The following is a 16,310-nucleotide window of genomic DNA, read 5'->3' as shown; positions in this document are numbered from 1 at the left end:
GAGATCTACGCGATGCCCTCCGGCGGCGGGGAGATCACTCCTCTCACCGTTACCTACGCCGTACATCCGAAGTTCACGCCCGACGGCTCGCGCATCCTGTACGACCGGGCGGTCACACAGACGGGTGAACTGGTGACCGACGTCGCTACAGGCTCCCAGCCTGAGATTGCATCGATGAACCCCGACGGGTCCGACCAGAAACGGCTGACTCCACGCTCTCTCAGCGGTCAGATGCCGACCGTGGGCGGGGGACGTTGACCCGCAAGCTACGTTGCACTCTTGGGTTCGCTCGATTTCCCCACGCGTCCAATCCGCAAGATCGATTACGCCGAGGAATCTGAGACCCGGGCCAGTATATGCGCCGAGTTTCTGCTACTGGCTATGTCGACCACCGCGGGCGACAATCGCCCGCGAGAATAGTCCGGCCAAGACGTGATCGATATAGGCACGGGCGTCCGCGGTAGCGGTGACTGGAACGTGCTCGGTGAAGTTGGCTGTCACGCACTGACGACGGTGAAAATGCTGTTCGTGCAGCTGTCGGACTGGGTTGCCGCAGAACCAGACCTCGAACTTGCAGTCGATCCCGACCCGGGCCTCGCTTGACCACCGAATCCGCAGCCGCCGTCGCCAAGAACGCGCCTCGACAGCCGATAATCACGTCTTTACGTCAGTACGTCGCCGTCAGGGCATCCTCACCCCGGCTGCGTCCTCTGCGCCGGCATCGGAGCACCGAGCACTGACGAACTACGACCACTTTTGATTTGCAGGGTTTGCAACAGCCCGCCTGGAATACTCAGGCGCACCACTAGCGGCGGCGCAACATTTGTGTCAGGCTGTTTCCATGACTACCGGAAAGGCTGACACAGCCTCCATCGCGTGAGCGCCGTGCAGATCCCCTCGACGTCTTCGTCGCACGGGACATTCACCGAAGACCCCCATTCAGAACTCATCCGCAGTGCCGTATCCATCCGCAGTGTCGTATCCATGCGCGACACCTATCTCGGTCACGGAATGCGCGCCGGACCATCGGATCGACACTCTGCCGAATCTGCTGTGGCTCAGCTGTATCGACATGCCGACCTCCCCGTTCCTCGATTCGTATGGGAACCGTCTCCGGCAGCTGCAGCGGCCCGCATCGCCGGAGACAACCTGGCTTCCGCTGTAACCTTTGCCGTCGAAGGCCCCACCTGTGCATCGGCTCGCATCGCAACATTGCTCTCCGCTTCACGCTCCCGAATGGACGCATGCATCCGGCTGCCGGTGAGCGAACGGCCACCACCCCGGTGGCCGATGACGATCCGGTCTCAGGCGCTCAGAGCAGCCCAAGGTCGCACAGCGGCTACAGTACGAAATCAGCCACCCGAAGTGTCGGTCCGCGCGGGCATCGGACTCAACCCGATCATTCGATCGACGGTATGGGACTCATTGCACACCAGCCTGTTCGACGGCGTTGCAGCCGCCATCAGGACACTGATTCCTGCCCTCGTCGGCGGAATCCCCTGGTACGGCCAGCAGGAAGCACACCGCATCGCGTACTACGACATCTACCGCAGCCTGGGTCTCGCAACCTTCCAACCACAGGACAACGAACTGCTCGACGCACTTGTTGACCTGACCGAATCGACGGGATGGTGGTGGGCGTTCGACGAGGTCTGCGTCATGTCCGAACGACCGACCGTGCTGCACTCCGAACCCATTCCCGATCGAGTACACGGTGAACGACGGCTGCACCACCACGACGAACCGGCGATCCACTTCGCTGACGGCAGTGCGGCATACGTCCTGAACGGCACGATTGTGCCGGATTGGGTGGTACTCGACCCGAGCGTCGAACGCATCACCGTCGAACGCAACGTCGAGATCCGCCGCTCCGCAATCGAACGCATCGGGTGGGACAACTACATCGACGCTGCAGGACTCGCCCTGGTCGACACCGCCCACGACCCAGGCAACGACGGCTGCACCCTGCAGCTGTTCGCCACCCCTGCCGGCTGGGGTGGCGAAGGTCGAGTGCTTCTCGCTGTCAATGGGTCTCGCGAACGCGACGGCCAGCGCAGACGCTACGGCCTGCACGTTCCAGGTGAATTCTCCTCGGCACTCGACGCCGCAGGCTGGACCTACGGCCTCAGCGGAGAAAACTACGCACAATTGCTCCGCCGAACCTGAACCTACTCTCACACAAGGTGACTCAGATGAACCAGAACATGACCCTGTCCACATTGACAACGATGACCGGCCTCGATGTCTTCGACTATCTCGACAAAGAAATTTCGGTGCCGATCATCGACGGCATGCAAGCCCAAGGCGACCTCATCGTCGTTCCGTATGCGCTGCTCGAAGGCGTCGTCTCCACCGGAGTGTGGACTCGAATCGACGACGTGCCCCTGTCCGGAATCGAGTTGCTGCGCAGCGCAGCCGGCGGAAATCCGCACAGCCTTGTAGCCGACGGCGGCCGATGCACGTGGTCGACACCGGTGAGCGATACGCGGCGTCTGGCGCTCGGAATTCTCGACAACACGGTGACCGCCTACCTGATCCACCCCGAACACGGAGCCACCGGAATTGCCCCGGGTCGCTACGTCATCGGCAGGCAACGTGAGCGTGGTCGAGGTGGGTACTTCGAGTCGGCGCAGTTGGTCGCCGACTGAGTGCGGCTCCGCCGCAGTGGTGTGACTGAGTGCTACCACCGGCTGTAGCCCAACGACTGTCGAGCAAACAGGCAGCCCGGTGGGGGGTGCACCTGGACTGAGCACATGCAGCGCGGGAACCCTTTCAACCGGCTCAAGCAACTGCCGCGGATACCCACGGAAACTGGCCGCGTGCGATTGTGAAGCTCAAAAGATGAGTAAGCGATGACTGGAGCGTCCACAAGCGTCCATCAGCTACCCGGCGGGGCGAATCCGCCCCAAGATTCGCAGGTCAGCAGGATGGCAGCCGGCACCTGACTCCCGCAATTGCGATTGAGAGTCAGGTCTTCTATGGCCATAGTGCGCTTACAAACTCGCAGGTCACAGGGTTAGCGATCTTCGTGGATCTTGGGCATCCCCAAGCTTCTCAAGGCAACAAAAGTGCTCCTGACCAGCGTATTCGCTGCTCAGGGGCACTTGGTGTGCGCCATCAGGGATTCGAACCCCGGACCCACTGTTGAAGCGAACACAATGTGTATGGAACCACCCATGTCCGCACACATTCGCTGAGATGGGGATTCAGGAAGTCGAGAGACCACCGCCGTCCAACTGGATCCAGAGGTATACAACTCGAAAAGATGAGAAAATGATGACCCTGTCGAGTCCACCGCAAGCCCCCCGTCCCGCCAAGATCACGATCGCCCAAGTAGACACTCGAACCCACCGCATCCAAAAAGATGACCCGACCTCCGCAACGGCCGCAACTGTGCATCGCATTCACGTACACGCGTCCGGTGCCGATATCGCGGGCTCTGCCCAGCAAAGCATGTTCGGTGTTCGGTATTGACCGAACACCGAACAGCATGCGATCCTCAACAGATGAAAGCGACCGACGCCGAAGCGCACGTGATCGACACGTTCACCGCTTTGGGCATCGCTGCACACACTGATTCTGCGTCACCCGACGACAGCGTCGAGGTAATACTCGAACCCGACACCATCAACTTGCCTCTCATCGTGAAGTACCGCTCACTGGTCACCGACCTGGTGGCGACACAGTTGATCGTCGGCACGAAGAACAAGTACATGAAGGCAACACTGTTCGTCGTCGCCGACCGAATCACCGCCGCGGCCCGCGACGTACTGCTCGACCACGGGGCCGGCTACCTGGACCTGCGCGGCCGGACCGCGATACGGACGCGAACATTGATCCTCGACACCGACATCACACCGATCCAGGGCCGGGGTCAGCGATCCTCTGCGCTCACTGGAAAAGCCGGAATCGAAGTTGCATGTGCCGTCCTCACCCAACCGGACCGCACCCTTACAGTCCGCGAATTGGCGCGCGAACTCGGTCGCTCCCCCAGCACCATCTCCGAAATCCTCGGTGCCATGCGACGAGAGAATCTCATCGACGCGAAGAACAGCCTCTCCGGCACCGAGCTATTTTGGCTCGCAGCTCACCACTGGACCAGCTCGCGTACACACCTCTTGCGCTTACCATCACCGGGCGACGCGACCGAACAGCGACCGCTGCGACTGGGGCTCGACTCCCCCGACACCCAACCAGGGTGGGCACTGACCGACGCAGCAGCTGCAGCCGTGTACGGCGCATCCGTCGCTTTCCGCGCAGACCAACGGCTAGACTTCTTTGTCCCTGACCAGACAGTCGTCCGCCGCGCGGTCACGCTGCTCGGAGCCGCAGAGACCGCCGCAACCGCCCAAGCCTCCGTGCGTGTCGCGCCCGTTCCCGCAGTAGCGCAGCAACGGATCGAGCTCGACACCAACACCCTCGAATGGCCACTCGCACATCCCGTGTTCGTCGCACTCGACCTCGCACAAGACGCCGACCGAGGCCGAGAAATCCTCGGCACATGGACGCCCGACGGGTGGACCCGTGTCTGGTAAAGACGTCGTCTTCGTCGGTGAGGCAATGACTGCGGTCGTGCACGGAGTCTCCGTAGTCAGCGAAATCCTCGGCTGCCGACCGGTGATCGTCGGCGGCCTCGCCGTGCTGTCCCGCCTCTCTCGCCCCTACCGTGCCACCGTCGACCTCGACGTCGTGGATCGACGTCTCGGGTCGATCCCACACCTCGAAGTCCTCCGAGGCTCCGCCGGAGCGGTCTCTGTAGAACCGGCTGCCGTCCTCGTTCCTACGGTGCGCGGTCCGGTCAAAGTAGACGTCCTCGAAATCCGGCAAGTCGAACTCGACCACCCCAGCGACGATCCCGGCGACCGCCTCCACGCCTCAGCCCACGCATGGGCGAACGACACCGCAACCGAGCTGACCATCACAGCTATTCGATCACCGAAAGACCCGCCGATCGCAGTCAGTGCGCTGGTCGCAGAACCAGGCCCACTGATAGCCATGAAACTCCAAGCAATCATGAACCGCTCCGAAGCCAAACAAGGCACTGACCTACTCGACATCCTCCAACTCACTCTCGACGACGCAACCCGACCGATAGCGCTCGAACAGATCAGTTCAGTTGAACAAGCTGTCGCACAGGACATATGGATCCACATCGACTTATGGCTAATTCAACGTCGAGACAAGGCTCTGAGGTGGATTCACGCAGTCGGCGGTCAAGACATCACCATCGACGACCTCGAACTCGTCGCCGAGATGCTGACCGACGCGACACACAGGTAACCACCGGCCGAACAAGGCGCGGCGGGCTACATCTAAAGCAGGACGCTGCGCGATCGATAAGAGCCAGCGCGTTGCTGGTCGGAGTTTGCCGGAGGATAGTTGGTCGAACTCTTACGTTGGATCCATGGTTCGAATACCCTGGGGCCAGAACGTGTCGATTCCATTGATGTCTCACCTGAGCTCGGGCGACACCGTTCTTCCAGTGAAGAAACGAGCGCACAACCCCGCGATGGTGCCACAGCAGTGTGCCATCTACGGAGCACCAGTTCCGCACCCTCGCCTTCTGCACTGCCCTCGACCCGCAGGCGGCAATTGACCACCTGGGTGGCCGTGGTCTACAACCGGCCGTCTGGGCTGGCGACGGCAGCCGCAAATCTGCCTCATGGTAGACAGAGCCACTACAGGGAGACCACGCAGTCGACAACACAGAAAGCCAACACATTGAAGCGAATGCTCAAACAAGTGCGAGCTGCTCTGTCAGAAGACAGGTCTAGGCTCCTTGTACTTCTTTCGGCGATGGGCGCTGCTCTTATAGCGGGTACATTGCCGGAATTGATAAAAATACTCCCCGGTTCGAACTGGACCATGGCCTCTATTTTCGTCGTGGGACTTACAATTCTTGCGGTTACATGGATAAATCTCAATGCTCGATCAGGCGTCGGTGTCGCAATTTTCCTTCCACCCACTACAACCTCAAATTGGTCGGACAGGGAACTGCTACACACGGCCTCGCAAGCCCGACGACAACATGTTAATTTTTTCTACTTGAACATCAATGATCTACAAGGAGAACTAGACGATCAATTCCGAGTGGGTCTGGCGCAACGAGTCCTGGAAGCCCGACTGAATGAAGAACGGTCACATAAATCCAGCCATATATCTTTCTACCTTTCTAGCAGCCTTGCGGACGCTTACATGCTCGGACAGCAAACATTCCGAAGCAATGACCCTGCAAGACTGCACGTAACCCAATTTACAAGCATCTCCGTCAATCAGGTCAGCCGCGGATTGAACGCGTCGACACCTCCAGCGATAAATCTGACGGGTACTTCTACTGGTCCTGCCGCTACATCCGACGGCGGCGAAGTGAGTACGTACTTATCTGAAGATTTGATTACGTTCCCCGACGTTCCGCATGAGGCAACCCATCGAACTGCCCTTATAGTCTGCCTTATCGCGAGCGATACGATGGTCGGCGAGGCGAAGATTGCCGCATCAGGGCAACAGCAAAGCGCATCACGCAAGTACGAAGTCACCGCCAACGACGTATGCGGTAGGGCGCTAATCTTCCGACTCAGCGTGCCACAAGTGCCGACCGACAGCGAAATCTATAACCTGATCATGAGGCGGATATCCGAAAAATGGAGCCTCTTTGTACAAATGCAGTCGAATACCCATTCCAGCACTCAGTCGGAACGACTGTTCATCGCGAGCCCCGTATCGATTGCTTTCGCCCTGGGCGCACTACTTCCACAATCGACCAAAGCCGTTAAGTACACCAACTGAATGAACTTACGAAAGAAATACAGCAAATTTCTCAAGAAAGGGCAGGAATCATGTTTGCGATTATCGACGGAGACGACATCGGACCGACAATCGAAGCACTTCTATTGAGCAACGACCTGAACGGATTCGTAGAGCGCTCTGCCGAAATTACGACTTCGATCAAGTTGTTGGCTAGAAAATTGAACGAAATATCACAGGCGTCGCTCCTATCGCTAGGAGGTGACAGCATGTTGTTTGAGGTATCGGACGTGGCGAATCGAGAATTTTCTGAGTTTTTACATTACTGGAATGCTAATTGCAAAGTTAAAGTATCCGCGGGATTGGGTCACGACCTACAGTCCGCGTTTCTTGCCTTGCGTATGGCAAAATCAACCGGCAAGCAGCGAGTTATAACGTTCGGAACGTTTTGATCCTTCTCGTCATCTGTCGGTCCATCTTCGAGCCAATGCGAAGTTCAGTGAACAGAGCACACTAGACCTTAAGCGCGCCTTGAAGGTATACGATTCGAGCCTGTTCCACGTGATCCTGAGACGATGCAAGTACTTGTGGGTGTTCCCCCGGTAGCAATGCACTTTCCCCTGACGGAGACCTTCAGGTTCTTCGCTACCTGGTCAACCGCCACCACGAACCGATCGCTGCAAGATCCGTTGACATGGCATCGACGAGTTCTGCCCGCCTGGCGTCCGAATTGGAACGCCTGTAACCGACACCGAGGGGAACGTCTCGTGGCCTCTTCAACGGTGGCGTAGACCATGCCTCGGTCATTTTTGGACCTGCTTCCCGCTGCGCGGCATTGACGAATTGGTCGTACGCCACTGCGACTGCCGCCGGGGCATGCAGTCGGAGCAATGCTTGGTGATGCGAAACTGCAGTCTTGCAGTCCGAGAGTGCGCTGGACAATGCAGACCAGTTGTTCGGGTCCTTCGTTTTGCGCCGGATCCGGTACGGGCCCTCGAGATAAACCTCGACTGCTCCGAGAGCATCCGCGTACAGGTCAGCTCTTTCGCTCCTGCGCGCGATCTTACGTTGGATGATGTAGCCGACCACCGCAACGACTGCGGCAAGGGCCGCCGCGAGGAGAGTGGCGGCGAAACCCGACCAGTCAGTCCCCGCTCCTGCACTTTGAACGCATTCCACCGCGTGATCGGCGACCAATGTCACGCTGCCTCCCCGGCAAAACCGTGTTCGGCTTCGTCTCCCAGCCAGATGCCATCGCCGTCGCCTCCTGTGGCTCGCCAATGCGCTTCGTACCCGAGGTGATCGACGATGAGATCGAGCAGGTCCAGTAGCCCCTTGTCAGCCGTCCAACGGTGCTGTGGTGGATCGTCGGGGTAGTACAGACACAGTGCATCGTCGACCGGCATCCGGTGCTTGGACGGCAGGCCGCGTTGCGCCCAGATACGGGGATAGTCCTGCGCGGGCAGATCGTAGGTGTCGTAGGACGGCTTTGCGTAAAACACGACCGAGGCGTCGATCAGATTGGTCGGCCCGACCACATCCAGGGGCACGCGGTACTCCAGGGCATACGGGCCTTCGACGACCTGCAGGCGGTGCCCAAACTCCCTGCGCGCAGCTGACTCGAGGTGGATTCGCCACGCCGGGCACAATCCGTACCAAGGGTCGGGCACTCCGAACTGCCTGTTCAGCTGAAACAGTGTTCTCCAGTCTGCGGGCCTGTAGTCGGGGTGCCCCGGCCGTAGCGCGGGTAACGGCGCTTTGGGCGACATTGGGCGTGTTTTCTTGTCGACCGGCGCCGAGCGGGTCCCGGCTCCGCGGCGCGAGCGCCGAGCCGGGGACGAACTCATGGTGCCCAAGATCTGGTCGGCGTCCGGTTGCGAGTCTGCGGGCGGTCTCCCACGGTAACGCGTGACGTCCGCGCCGCTCTCATGTCTGCGGTCCTCTGAAGCTGCTGTGCCGTGACCGCCTTGGTTTCCGGTGGTGGGAGCATGTCCTTGTCGTTGAAGAAGCTCGCGAGGGCTTCCACTGCGAGCACGTGGTAGCCGTCCTTCTCAAACGAAATGGCATCGGCGAGCTTGTCCCGCGCCTTGCTCAGCTTCGTGACCAGTTCAGCGCGGTCGCCCGGGATGCTGATCGCGCCGGCCACGTCTGCGGGGTCTGGCGTCTCTCTCCATGAGAGGTCGCCGATGGCGTAATCAAACCACGCGAGCATCCCGTCGAGCTGGTTCATCGAGTCCGTGAGGCTATCCAGGCCCAGGGCTTTGATGTTCCAACTGCACAGCGGCTTCGAATGTCTGCGCGCCCAGTGCTTGAGCAGGCGGACAGTGCGTGAGTAGTTGTATTCGCTTCTCTTGGCCGCATCTCGGACCAGACCCGTGTGGGACTCCGGGTCGGACCGGTCCCAGTTATCGTAGTGCGGGATCCACAGCCCCGACCCCGTCCAGCAGTCGAGCGCGACGATCACGTCCGCGCTGAAGTCCGCGACGTTTGGATCTACAGGGTCTCCGAACGACACATATACCGAGCGCTTTCGGCCGCCGACGAAGACGCGCAGGTTGGGAAATTCCTCCTTGTGGGCCGTTCGGATCGCTGCGGCAGCTCGCTCCTGCAGCTCGGCCGGTCCCCTGCCGTACGGCCCGTAGGAGCCGTCGGAGTTGGGGACAACGACGCCGAGGTCGATGTCTGTGAGTGGGGTGAGTGCGTCGCCGTGGGCGATCGACCCGTTGACATACGTTCGGCTGTCCGCGCCGAACTCGGACTTCAAGGTGCCGGCCAGCAAATCCCTGCGGCGGCGCGCCTCGTCCAGTTCGTCATCATTGACCTGGATCCGCTCTCGCGCGTCCTTAAGGACCTGCAAGAGCGTCCTTTTCGAGCCCGAGCGCACCAGCGCGATCTCGTTCGTTGCGGGTATGGACTGATGCATGGCTTCCTCCCACCGCGGGCGACAGCGGAATGGGTACGCCTCGTTTTGACGCGCACCGCACACGAGGATAAGTTGGCCAAGAACCGCCAAGTTCCGCCTATGACCCCGAGTCCCACTGCCCCCAGCAGATGTGAATCGGGGTCATTGGTCTGTCTTTGGACACTACACCTAGGGTCCGACAATGTAAGCCAACACAACACTTGGTGTTACACGATTGGCATTCACAGATCGGACGCCTACTTGTATCCATCGCCTCAGCGGTCTGTTCGTCTCGGCAAGAAGGGGCACTCGCCTGCGGTCTGGGCACTCAGCCGCCGGTAAGTCGCGCGACCGGAAACACGTTTAACCGGACCTGCCGGCGCTTTGACTCGTCTCCACTGCTGGGGCGACCACAGGACGGGAGGCCACAGGACGGGAGGCCATCAGTGGAGATAGTGCGGGTTCTCCCAGTCAAGGTCCGGTGCGAACTCCAGGTAGACGAGCGTCGCAGTCAGCACTAGCGAACTCAGAGCTTCAAGTCCGAGCTGGCGCCAGCCGCCGTTCCGGTCACCCACCACTGACTCGTGCAATGTGCTGCGCCAAAGTCCACCTGTACCGCTGAGATCATGGCCACGAAAAAACACCGCTACGGAAGCGTCGTCGGCAGCCGCCTTGTTGAGGAATCCATCCAGCGCCCTGCCCTCTTCGTCGGATAGTGCCGTTCGGTCGCGAGCGGAGTCGAGGATTATGAACGTGCGGCCAAATATTTGTTCAGGAACAGGCTCATCGCGCACATCATCGGCGTACTGGTATCCGTACTCGGCGAGAGCAGGCGACTGCCACAGCAAGGTCTGCGCGAGCACTCCACGGACGAATGTGAGCTCGCCGGACGGCTCTCGCGATGCTTCGCGAAAGTCGTGAACTTGCAGAATCCGCATCGCGATTCTGCGCCAGAGGTCAGCTGAAGGGCACGCAAGAACGGATCGGAGCGGGTCCATACGATGCCCAAGTGGACGGCCTCGGAAAGCAGGTCCGTCAATGCGCATACTGCGATGATCTACCAATTCTGCAATTCGGAGGGGATTCATCAACGCAGTAGTCGGAACACGCACAGAGACTTTGCCATTGCGTTCACGCATGGAGGCGTAGAACGACTGGCCCCACTGCCGCTCGACCAGCTCACGGACATCTGTGCCTACAAACAGGTCGACCGCCTCGATGTACACGACCAAGTAGACCGGTTCAGGTGCCGCGTACCAGAACTTCAGGTGTTCGCTATCCACCGTGATAGTGATGTGGTCGGCGGAGCGGAATTTGTCTGCCGACATCGTCGATTCGTGAATACCTTTGAGCTGAAACCAGACCCGGCCGGCCAGGGCACGCCAGTAGGGCTTTCCATCTTGGTTTTTTGAGGTTCTCTCTTCACGGGCGAACAAGTGGAGTCCAGTATCGATACCGGCGCGGTCGCGCCGATATCCGACCACGACTCCGCTCTCACTCAGCAGTGCTTCGAATCTCGGTGTGTACCGATTTTCGAGCGCATCGTGCTCTCCCATCCCCACCATGCCTGCGAGTGTGCCAGCACCGACGGCAATCTTTCGTTCGAACATGCGGTCACGTGCTGCGATCACGGCTTGACTCCCAACTTGCGAGTTCTGGAAGTCAAATCGGGGTGCAGCAGGAATGCCCTTGCGACCTGGCCGTACACCGATACCCACCAAAAGTGCTAGCCATCCTTTTCCCTTCAAAGAGATGGCTGACACTTGACTCCCCACGCAAAAAGATGACCCCCTCACCAGCATTTCCGCTGGTAAGGGGGTCATTCTTGTGCGCCATCAGGGACTCGAACCCCGGACCCGCTGATTAAGAGTCAGCTGCTCTAACCAACTGAGCTAATGGCGCCGATCCGCACCGCGTGTTCTTCTGCGGTGCGGGAGAAACATTAACAGGAGAAGCCGCCAGATGTGAAATCGGCAGCTCAGGGGCCCTGTGAGGTCAGCTGAAGATCTTCCGAACGACGAGGACGGCGACGACTGCGCCGACACCGATCAGCGTGAACTTCACCGGCGGCTCGTTCAGCTTGGCCAGGACGGACTGCTTGGTGTTCTCTGCGATCCTCTTGGGGCTGGCCCGAACGCTGAGCTCGTCCAGGGTGCTGGCGAGCTGGTTCCGAGCGGCCTCGATCTCGCGCTCGATCTTGTCGGTGTCCCTGGCCACGTGTCCTCCAACTGGTCGCAAAAGCTTGTGTGTCATCGTCGAGCGTAGAGCACTCGCCGTCGCCGACGGACTCGCGCGGTTAGTCTCGTCAGGTGACCGACAACAACAGGCTCGAAGCCGGCGACACTGCTCCTGCGTTCACTCTGCCCGATGCAGACGGAAACGATGTCTCGCTCGCCGACTACAAGGGCAAGAAAGTCATCGTCTACTTCTACCCCGCAGCCAGCACACCGGGCTGCACCAAACAAGCCTGCGACTTCCGTGACAGCCTCGCCGAACTCAACGGCGAAGGCCTCGAGGTCATCGGCATCTCCCCCGACAAGCCCGCGAAGCTCGCCAAGTTCCGCGACGCCGAGGGCTTGAACTTCCCGCTGCTCTCCGACGTCGACAAGACGACGCTGCAAGCGTGGGGCGCGTTCGGCGAGAAGAAGAACTACGGCAAGGTCTACGAAGGCGTCATCCGCTCGACCTTCCTCGTCGACGAAGAAGGAAAGATCGAGGTCGCGCAGTACAACGTCCGCGCGACCGGACACGTGGCCAAGCTCCGCCGCGATCTATCCGTCTGACGACCCCAGCTTCTGCAAGAACAGCGCTTCGGCCACCGCGAGGTTCTCGATCTCGCGGGGGTCGACGCTTTCGTTCGGGGCATGGATCCGACACAGCGGCTCCTCGACCCCCATCAGGATGATCTCGGCCTTCGGGAACGTCTGCGCGAGAACGTTGCACAGCGGAATCGAGCCGCCCTGCCCAGCCGAGACCACAGGTTCACCGAATGCGTCGGCCAGCGACTCACTCAGGGCCGCGTAACCGGGCCCGTCGGTACGCGCTCGGAACGGCGAACCCACCGCTTCCGGTTCGACGGTGACGCGAGCGTTCCACGGTGCGTGCGCCTTCAGGTGCGCCGCGAGCGCGTCCTGCGCCTGCTGAGCATCGATTCCCGGCGGAACCCGCAGATTCAGGCGGGCTGATGCCGTCGGCGAAATCGCTGCCGCAGAACCGACGACCGGTGGGCAGTCGATCCCCAGCACCGTCAACGCCGGTCGCGCCCACACCGCGTCGGCCACCGAGGACGAACCCGCGAGCCCGACTCCATCGAGGACTCCCGCGTCGGCTCTGAATCGCTCCGGTGCGTAGTCGATCCCGTCCCAGGTCTGATCGGACGGCAGACCGTCGACGACGGTATCGCCGTGCTCGTCTCGCAACGTGGACAGCAGCTGAATCAACGCGGCCAACGCGTCCGGGGCCGGTCCCCCGTACATCCCGGAATGGACTTCGCCCTCGAGTGTGTCGATCCGGACGACGACGTTCGCGATGCCCCGAAGTGTCGTCGTCACCGTCGGTTGACCGACTGCCGCATTTCCGGTGTCGGCGACGACGATGATGTCCGACGCGAACAGCTCGGGCCGCTTCTCGACGAGATCCTCCAGGCCGCCGGTCCCCATTTCCTCGGAACCTTCGGACACGACGGTGATTCCGACTCCGACGTCGTCGCCCAGCGCACGCAGCGCGAGCAGATGCATGATCACGTTGCCCTTGCAGTCGGCGGCACCTCGGCCGTACCAGCGCCCGTCGCGTTCGGTGAGTTCGAACGGCTCACTCCCCCAGAGTGTGCGATGCCCGGGCGGCTGAACGTCGTAGTGGGAGTAAAGCAACACGGTAGGCGCACCCGGCCGTGGGGCCCTATGCCCGACGACTGCCAGCGAACCGTCCACCGTCTCGATCAACTCGGCTGACTGGATTCCGGCGTCGAGGAACGCATCTCGGACCCACTCGGCAGCGCCGACGCATTCCGCGCGGGGAAACTGACGCTCGTCGGCGACGGATCGAAACTTCACCAGGTCCGACAGCTCACGCCACGCACGAGGCATGTCTGCGCTGATCCGGGCTCGAACATCCGACATGAGCACTCCTCGACATCTCGACCGATTCTCTTCGGCCATTCTGTCACTGAGCGCATATGGAACCGCCGGACATCAGTTCCCGACGATCTCCTGCTGCAACCACGCGGCCGTGTGTGCCCAGTGCTCGTTCCAGGCCTCCTGCTGGAGTTGCTCATCCGACTTGCCTGGCTCGGGTTCATAGGTCGGCACCGCGAATACCGGAGGCTCGACGGTATAGCGCGGAACCACGGCGGCGGCAGGCGGAATGGCAGCCGCCGGAATCGGTACGAAGGCCTCTGCGGGACGCGCTACTCCCGTTGTCGGATCGATCGTCCACTGCACCTCAGGTGCCTCGGCGACGACTGGCTGCTGGGTGACGGGATCGATGACCACCGGAGGAGCGGGGTCAGTCGGCGGCGGTGGCTGCGTGGCCTCGACGCCTTGTGTGGCGCCCACGAGGCTGGCATCGATGCCGGTCGCCTCCGGCTCATTTTCACTCGCCTCGTTCGACACCGTCTCGCCCTGCGGAAGCGTCGACGCCAATGCGACGCCCCCCGACAGCACACCAGCCAGGACTGCGGCAGTCAGAACGAGCTTCTTCCTCGCAATAGTGCTTCGCACGGCCGTCACCGCAGGTTCCGTCACGCTCGGCGGTACCGATGAAACTCGAGCCGCGAGCAGCGGTGCGGGCGGCGCTGCCGCTGCGGCCGGTTCGTCACCGAGTGGGGCTTCGGTGGCCCGCTCGACGGCAGCGGGCTTCACGACGGCGGGAACCGTGACGATTGGGTCCGTAGCTATTGGGGCGGCGAGCATCTCGGCATCGCCCGCGGCCGCCAAACTTGCTCCGCGTGCTGCGATCTGGTCGGAATCGCTCACGCGGACCACAGGAACGCCGAGTCCCAGCGCAAGAATGTCGATCAAATCCCGGCTGCCGGAACGGTCACCGAACAATGCAACCGAGTCCGGCTTGCGGCCGGCCTCGTCGAGAACCTCCCACGCCAACGGCACTGTGCTTCCGATGCGCTCGGGGCTCATGGAGTCGAGCGTCGCGGTCTTCGGCGACGACAGACTGGCGTTCGTCGCGTCGGCGAGAGACAGCGCCACGCCTGACGGGCCGATGTAGTAGAGAAGGACACAGTCGGCGAACTCGAATTCGGGAGACCGCGCCAACCAGCCGAGGATCGCGGTCGAAGCGGAGACCAACTGGACGTTGCCGAGTCCACTCGCCTCGATGGAGGAGGCAAGACGGTCACGCTCGTCGGCCGACCGATACACGAGACCGACCGCCTCGACGTCGATGTCCCGACGCGTCGCGACGGCCGTCATCGACTCGACCGCGGTGCGTAGCGATGAGGACTCGTCACTCTCCAGTGATGTCACCTGGTTCGCCACGACGGCATCCGCTTCGAGGTCGAAGAGGACAGCATTGATCGCGCCTGACTCGATCGATAGACCAATGGTCGCCACGTAGTTCTCCTGTGCCGTTGGGTGAGGCTCCCGACCTTTTGCGCATCCGACACGAATTCGGCAACGCACAACCTGCACGAAAACGTAACTTCATCCAATTACCATACCCAACGAATGTTTTCTTGACCAGAAAACAACCTACTACCTGTCACAACGCCGATACAAGGTTTGTTGTTGTTATCGACAGCCAAATCACCGTCCGGCGGTGTCTCGAGGTGTCTGTAACCGCGCGTAGTGGAGTTCGACCGCTCGAGGCCGCTAGCCTGGGTGCGTGGAGTCCTCTGCTAGCGCCCAGTCTGCGAGACGTCTCGATGCCGCTCTCGAATCGACGGCAGAGACTCAGGAGCTGATGCCCCGTCGTCGGCCCACCCAGGAGCGGAGCCAGCGCAAGTTCGACGCCCTGCTCGCCTCGTCGCGCGATCTCCTCAGCGATGTCGGATTCGAATCGTTCACCTGCGAGGAAGTGGCAGCGCGCGCCGAACTACCGATCGGCACCCTCTACCAGTTTTTTGCGAACAAGTACGTGATCGTCTGCGAGCTCAACCGCCAAGATCTCGTCGGAGTCCAACAGGAGCTCGCCGAGTTCAACGGTGAGGTTCCGTCGCTGGACTGGCTGCGCTTCCTCAACAAGTTCGTCGACCATATGGCCGGCTTGTGGATGTCCGACCCGTCGCGCCGCGAGGTGTGGCTCGCGATGCAATCCACCCCGTCCACCCGCGCGACCGGAGTCATCCACGAGCGCGAATTCGCCGACCAGGTAGCCAAGATGCTCGGACCCTTGACCCCTCGCACTCCCCGCGCCAAGCGCAATCTGATGGCACAGGTCCTCGTGCACATCGTCTACTCGATGCTGAACTTCTCGGTGCAGGACGGCCAGAGTCATGAGGATGCAGTGGCCGAACTCAAGCAGATCATGACGGCGTACCTCCTGGTCGCGGAGAAGCAGTCGCGGCGATCGGGTGCGTCCGTCGTCGAATAGGGACTTGGGGTTTCCGGGGCCCTTTCCGGTGACCGAATGATGCTCCTATGTTTGTCAACCGTGTTGTGGGTGTGCAAGTAGGCCGAATACTTCGCGGGCTATGGCACGTTTGAGGCAGCGC

Annotated in this window: 17 protein-coding genes and 1 tRNA gene; 10 read left to right on the top strand and 8 right to left on the bottom strand. The window is 61.1% G+C overall.

Features of this window, described 5'->3' with window-relative positions; genetic code table 11:
- From A2J03_RS31190 to A2J03_RS32090, 8 genes are all read left to right on the top strand, one after another.
- Positions 1–258 (top strand): TolB family protein (locus A2J03_RS31190; RefSeq protein ID WP_442971375.1); only part of this gene is annotated, 258 nt, incomplete at its 5' end.
- Positions 259–432: 174 nt separating this feature from the next.
- Positions 433–603 carry a hypothetical protein gene (locus A2J03_RS30605; protein WP_156520440.1) on the top strand — a complete coding sequence of 57 codons (171 nt, stop codon included), beginning with the start codon at positions 433–435 and terminating at the stop codon, positions 601–603.
- Positions 604–876: 273 nt separating this feature from the next.
- Positions 877–2,166 (top strand): DUF6745 domain-containing protein, encoded by a 1,290-nt coding sequence (locus tag A2J03_RS31740; RefSeq protein WP_068376480.1) that lies wholly within the window; start codon positions 877–879, stop codon positions 2,164–2,166.
- A gap of 26 nt (positions 2,167–2,192) precedes the next feature.
- Positions 2,193–2,648: a hypothetical protein gene (locus A2J03_RS17955; RefSeq protein WP_068376477.1), complete on the top strand. Its 456-nt coding sequence runs from the start codon at positions 2,193–2,195 to the stop codon at positions 2,646–2,648.
- 858 nt (positions 2,649–3,506) lie between these two features.
- On the top strand, positions 3,507–4,535 hold the full coding sequence (locus A2J03_RS17945; protein ID WP_068376473.1) for a hypothetical protein: 1,029 nt from the start codon (positions 3,507–3,509) through the stop codon (positions 4,533–4,535).
- Positions 4,525–5,280, top strand: coding sequence for a prevent-host-death protein (locus tag A2J03_RS17940; protein ID WP_231912586.1), 756 nt, complete (start codon positions 4,525–4,527; stop codon positions 5,278–5,280). The genes A2J03_RS17945 and A2J03_RS17940 overlap by 11 nt, the downstream gene beginning before the upstream one ends.
- 765 nt (positions 5,281–6,045) lie before the next feature.
- Positions 6,046–6,786, top strand: a complete 741-nt coding sequence (locus A2J03_RS30595) for a hypothetical protein (protein WP_156520439.1) — start codon at positions 6,046–6,048, stop codon at positions 6,784–6,786.
- Positions 6,787–6,836: 50 nt separating this feature from the next.
- A complete protein-coding gene (locus A2J03_RS32090; RefSeq protein ID WP_068376469.1) occupies positions 6,837–7,196 on the top strand; it encodes a mCpol domain-containing protein in 360 nt (119 codons plus the stop codon).
- 193 nt (positions 7,197–7,389) lie between these two features.
- Here the strand turns inward: A2J03_RS32090 and A2J03_RS17925 are convergent, their stop codons facing one another.
- The 6 genes from A2J03_RS17925 to A2J03_RS17900 form a co-directional block, all read right to left on the bottom strand.
- Complete coding sequence (locus A2J03_RS17925) at positions 7,390–7,947, bottom strand: hypothetical protein (protein WP_068376467.1); 558 nt, start codon at positions 7,945–7,947, stop codon at positions 7,390–7,392.
- Entirely contained in the window at positions 7,944–8,294 is a 351-nt protein-coding gene (locus A2J03_RS30590; RefSeq protein WP_156520438.1) for a hypothetical protein, read from the bottom strand. The genes A2J03_RS17925 and A2J03_RS30590 overlap by 4 nt, the downstream gene beginning before the upstream one ends.
- A gap of 293 nt (positions 8,295–8,587) precedes the next feature.
- Complete coding sequence (locus tag A2J03_RS17915) at positions 8,588–9,667, bottom strand: hypothetical protein (protein WP_068376461.1); 1,080 nt, start codon at positions 9,665–9,667, stop codon at positions 8,588–8,590.
- 422 nt (positions 9,668–10,089) lie between these two features.
- Positions 10,090–11,469: a DUF4365 domain-containing protein gene (locus A2J03_RS17910; RefSeq protein ID WP_082897911.1), complete on the bottom strand. Its 1,380-nt coding sequence runs from the start codon at positions 11,467–11,469 to the stop codon at positions 10,090–10,092.
- A gap of 5 nt (positions 11,470–11,474) precedes the next feature.
- Positions 11,475–11,548: transfer RNA gene (locus A2J03_RS17905), tRNA-Lys, on the bottom strand.
- 93 nt (positions 11,549–11,641) lie between these two features.
- Entirely contained in the window at positions 11,642–11,863 is a 222-nt protein-coding gene (locus tag A2J03_RS17900) for a DUF3618 domain-containing protein (RefSeq protein ID WP_068376457.1), read from the bottom strand.
- 92 nt (positions 11,864–11,955) lie between these two features.
- Between A2J03_RS17900 and bcp the strand changes: the two genes are divergently transcribed.
- Positions 11,956–12,429, top strand: a complete 474-nt coding sequence (gene bcp / locus A2J03_RS17895) for a thioredoxin-dependent thiol peroxidase (RefSeq protein ID WP_068376455.1) — start codon at positions 11,956–11,958, stop codon at positions 12,427–12,429.
- Here bcp and A2J03_RS17890 read toward each other — a convergent pair.
- Entirely contained in the window at positions 12,418–13,764 is a 1,347-nt protein-coding gene (locus A2J03_RS17890; RefSeq protein WP_068376453.1) for a dipeptidase, read from the bottom strand. The two genes, bcp and A2J03_RS17890, sit on opposite strands and share 12 nt — an antisense overlap.
- 72 nt (positions 13,765–13,836) lie before the next feature.
- A complete protein-coding gene (locus A2J03_RS17885) occupies positions 13,837–15,210 on the bottom strand; it encodes a hypothetical protein (RefSeq protein ID WP_231912585.1) in 1,374 nt (457 codons plus the stop codon).
- Positions 15,211–15,559: 349 nt separating this feature from the next.
- Here A2J03_RS17885 and A2J03_RS17880 point away from each other — a divergent pair, with 349 nt between their 5' ends.
- Positions 15,560–16,189: a TetR/AcrR family transcriptional regulator gene (locus tag A2J03_RS17880; protein WP_082897913.1), complete on the top strand. Its 630-nt coding sequence runs from the start codon at positions 15,560–15,562 to the stop codon at positions 16,187–16,189.
- The last annotated feature ends 121 nt before the right edge of the window (positions 16,190–16,310 follow it).

The sequence above is a fragment of the Rhodococcus sp. EPR-157 genome (genome assembly GCF_001647195.1).
Lineage (GTDB): Bacteria > Actinomycetota > Actinomycetes > Mycobacteriales > Mycobacteriaceae > Rhodococcoides.
The sequence above is the reverse complement of the archived record's forward strand: the minus strand, read 5'-3'. Positions and strand labels throughout refer to the sequence as shown.

What these genes read in the sequence shown, in the direction of transcription:
- A2J03_RS17955 (WP_068376477.1), top strand. Translation starts at nt 2,193, where the DNA reads ATGAACCAGAACATGACCCTGTCCACATTGACAACGATGACCGGCCTC.
- A2J03_RS17945 (WP_068376473.1), top strand. Translation starts at nt 3,507, where the DNA reads ATGAAAGCGACCGACGCCGAAGCGCACGTGATCGACACGTTCACCGCT.
- A2J03_RS32090 (WP_068376469.1), top strand. Translation starts at nt 6,837, where the DNA reads ATGTTTGCGATTATCGACGGAGACGACATCGGACCGACAATCGAAGCA.
- A2J03_RS17915 (WP_068376461.1), bottom strand. Translation starts at nt 9,667, where the DNA reads ATGCATCAGTCCATACCCGCAACGAACGAGATCGCGCTGGTGCGCTCG.
- A2J03_RS17910 (WP_082897911.1), bottom strand. Translation starts at nt 11,469, where the DNA reads ATGACCCCCTTACCAGCGGAAATGCTGGTGAGGGGGTCATCTTTTTGC.
- A2J03_RS17890 (WP_068376453.1), bottom strand. Translation starts at nt 13,764, where the DNA reads ATGTCGGATGTTCGAGCCCGGATCAGCGCAGACATGCCTCGTGCGTGG.
- A2J03_RS17880 (WP_082897913.1), top strand. Translation starts at nt 15,560, where the DNA reads ATGCCCCGTCGTCGGCCCACCCAGGAGCGGAGCCAGCGCAAGTTCGAC.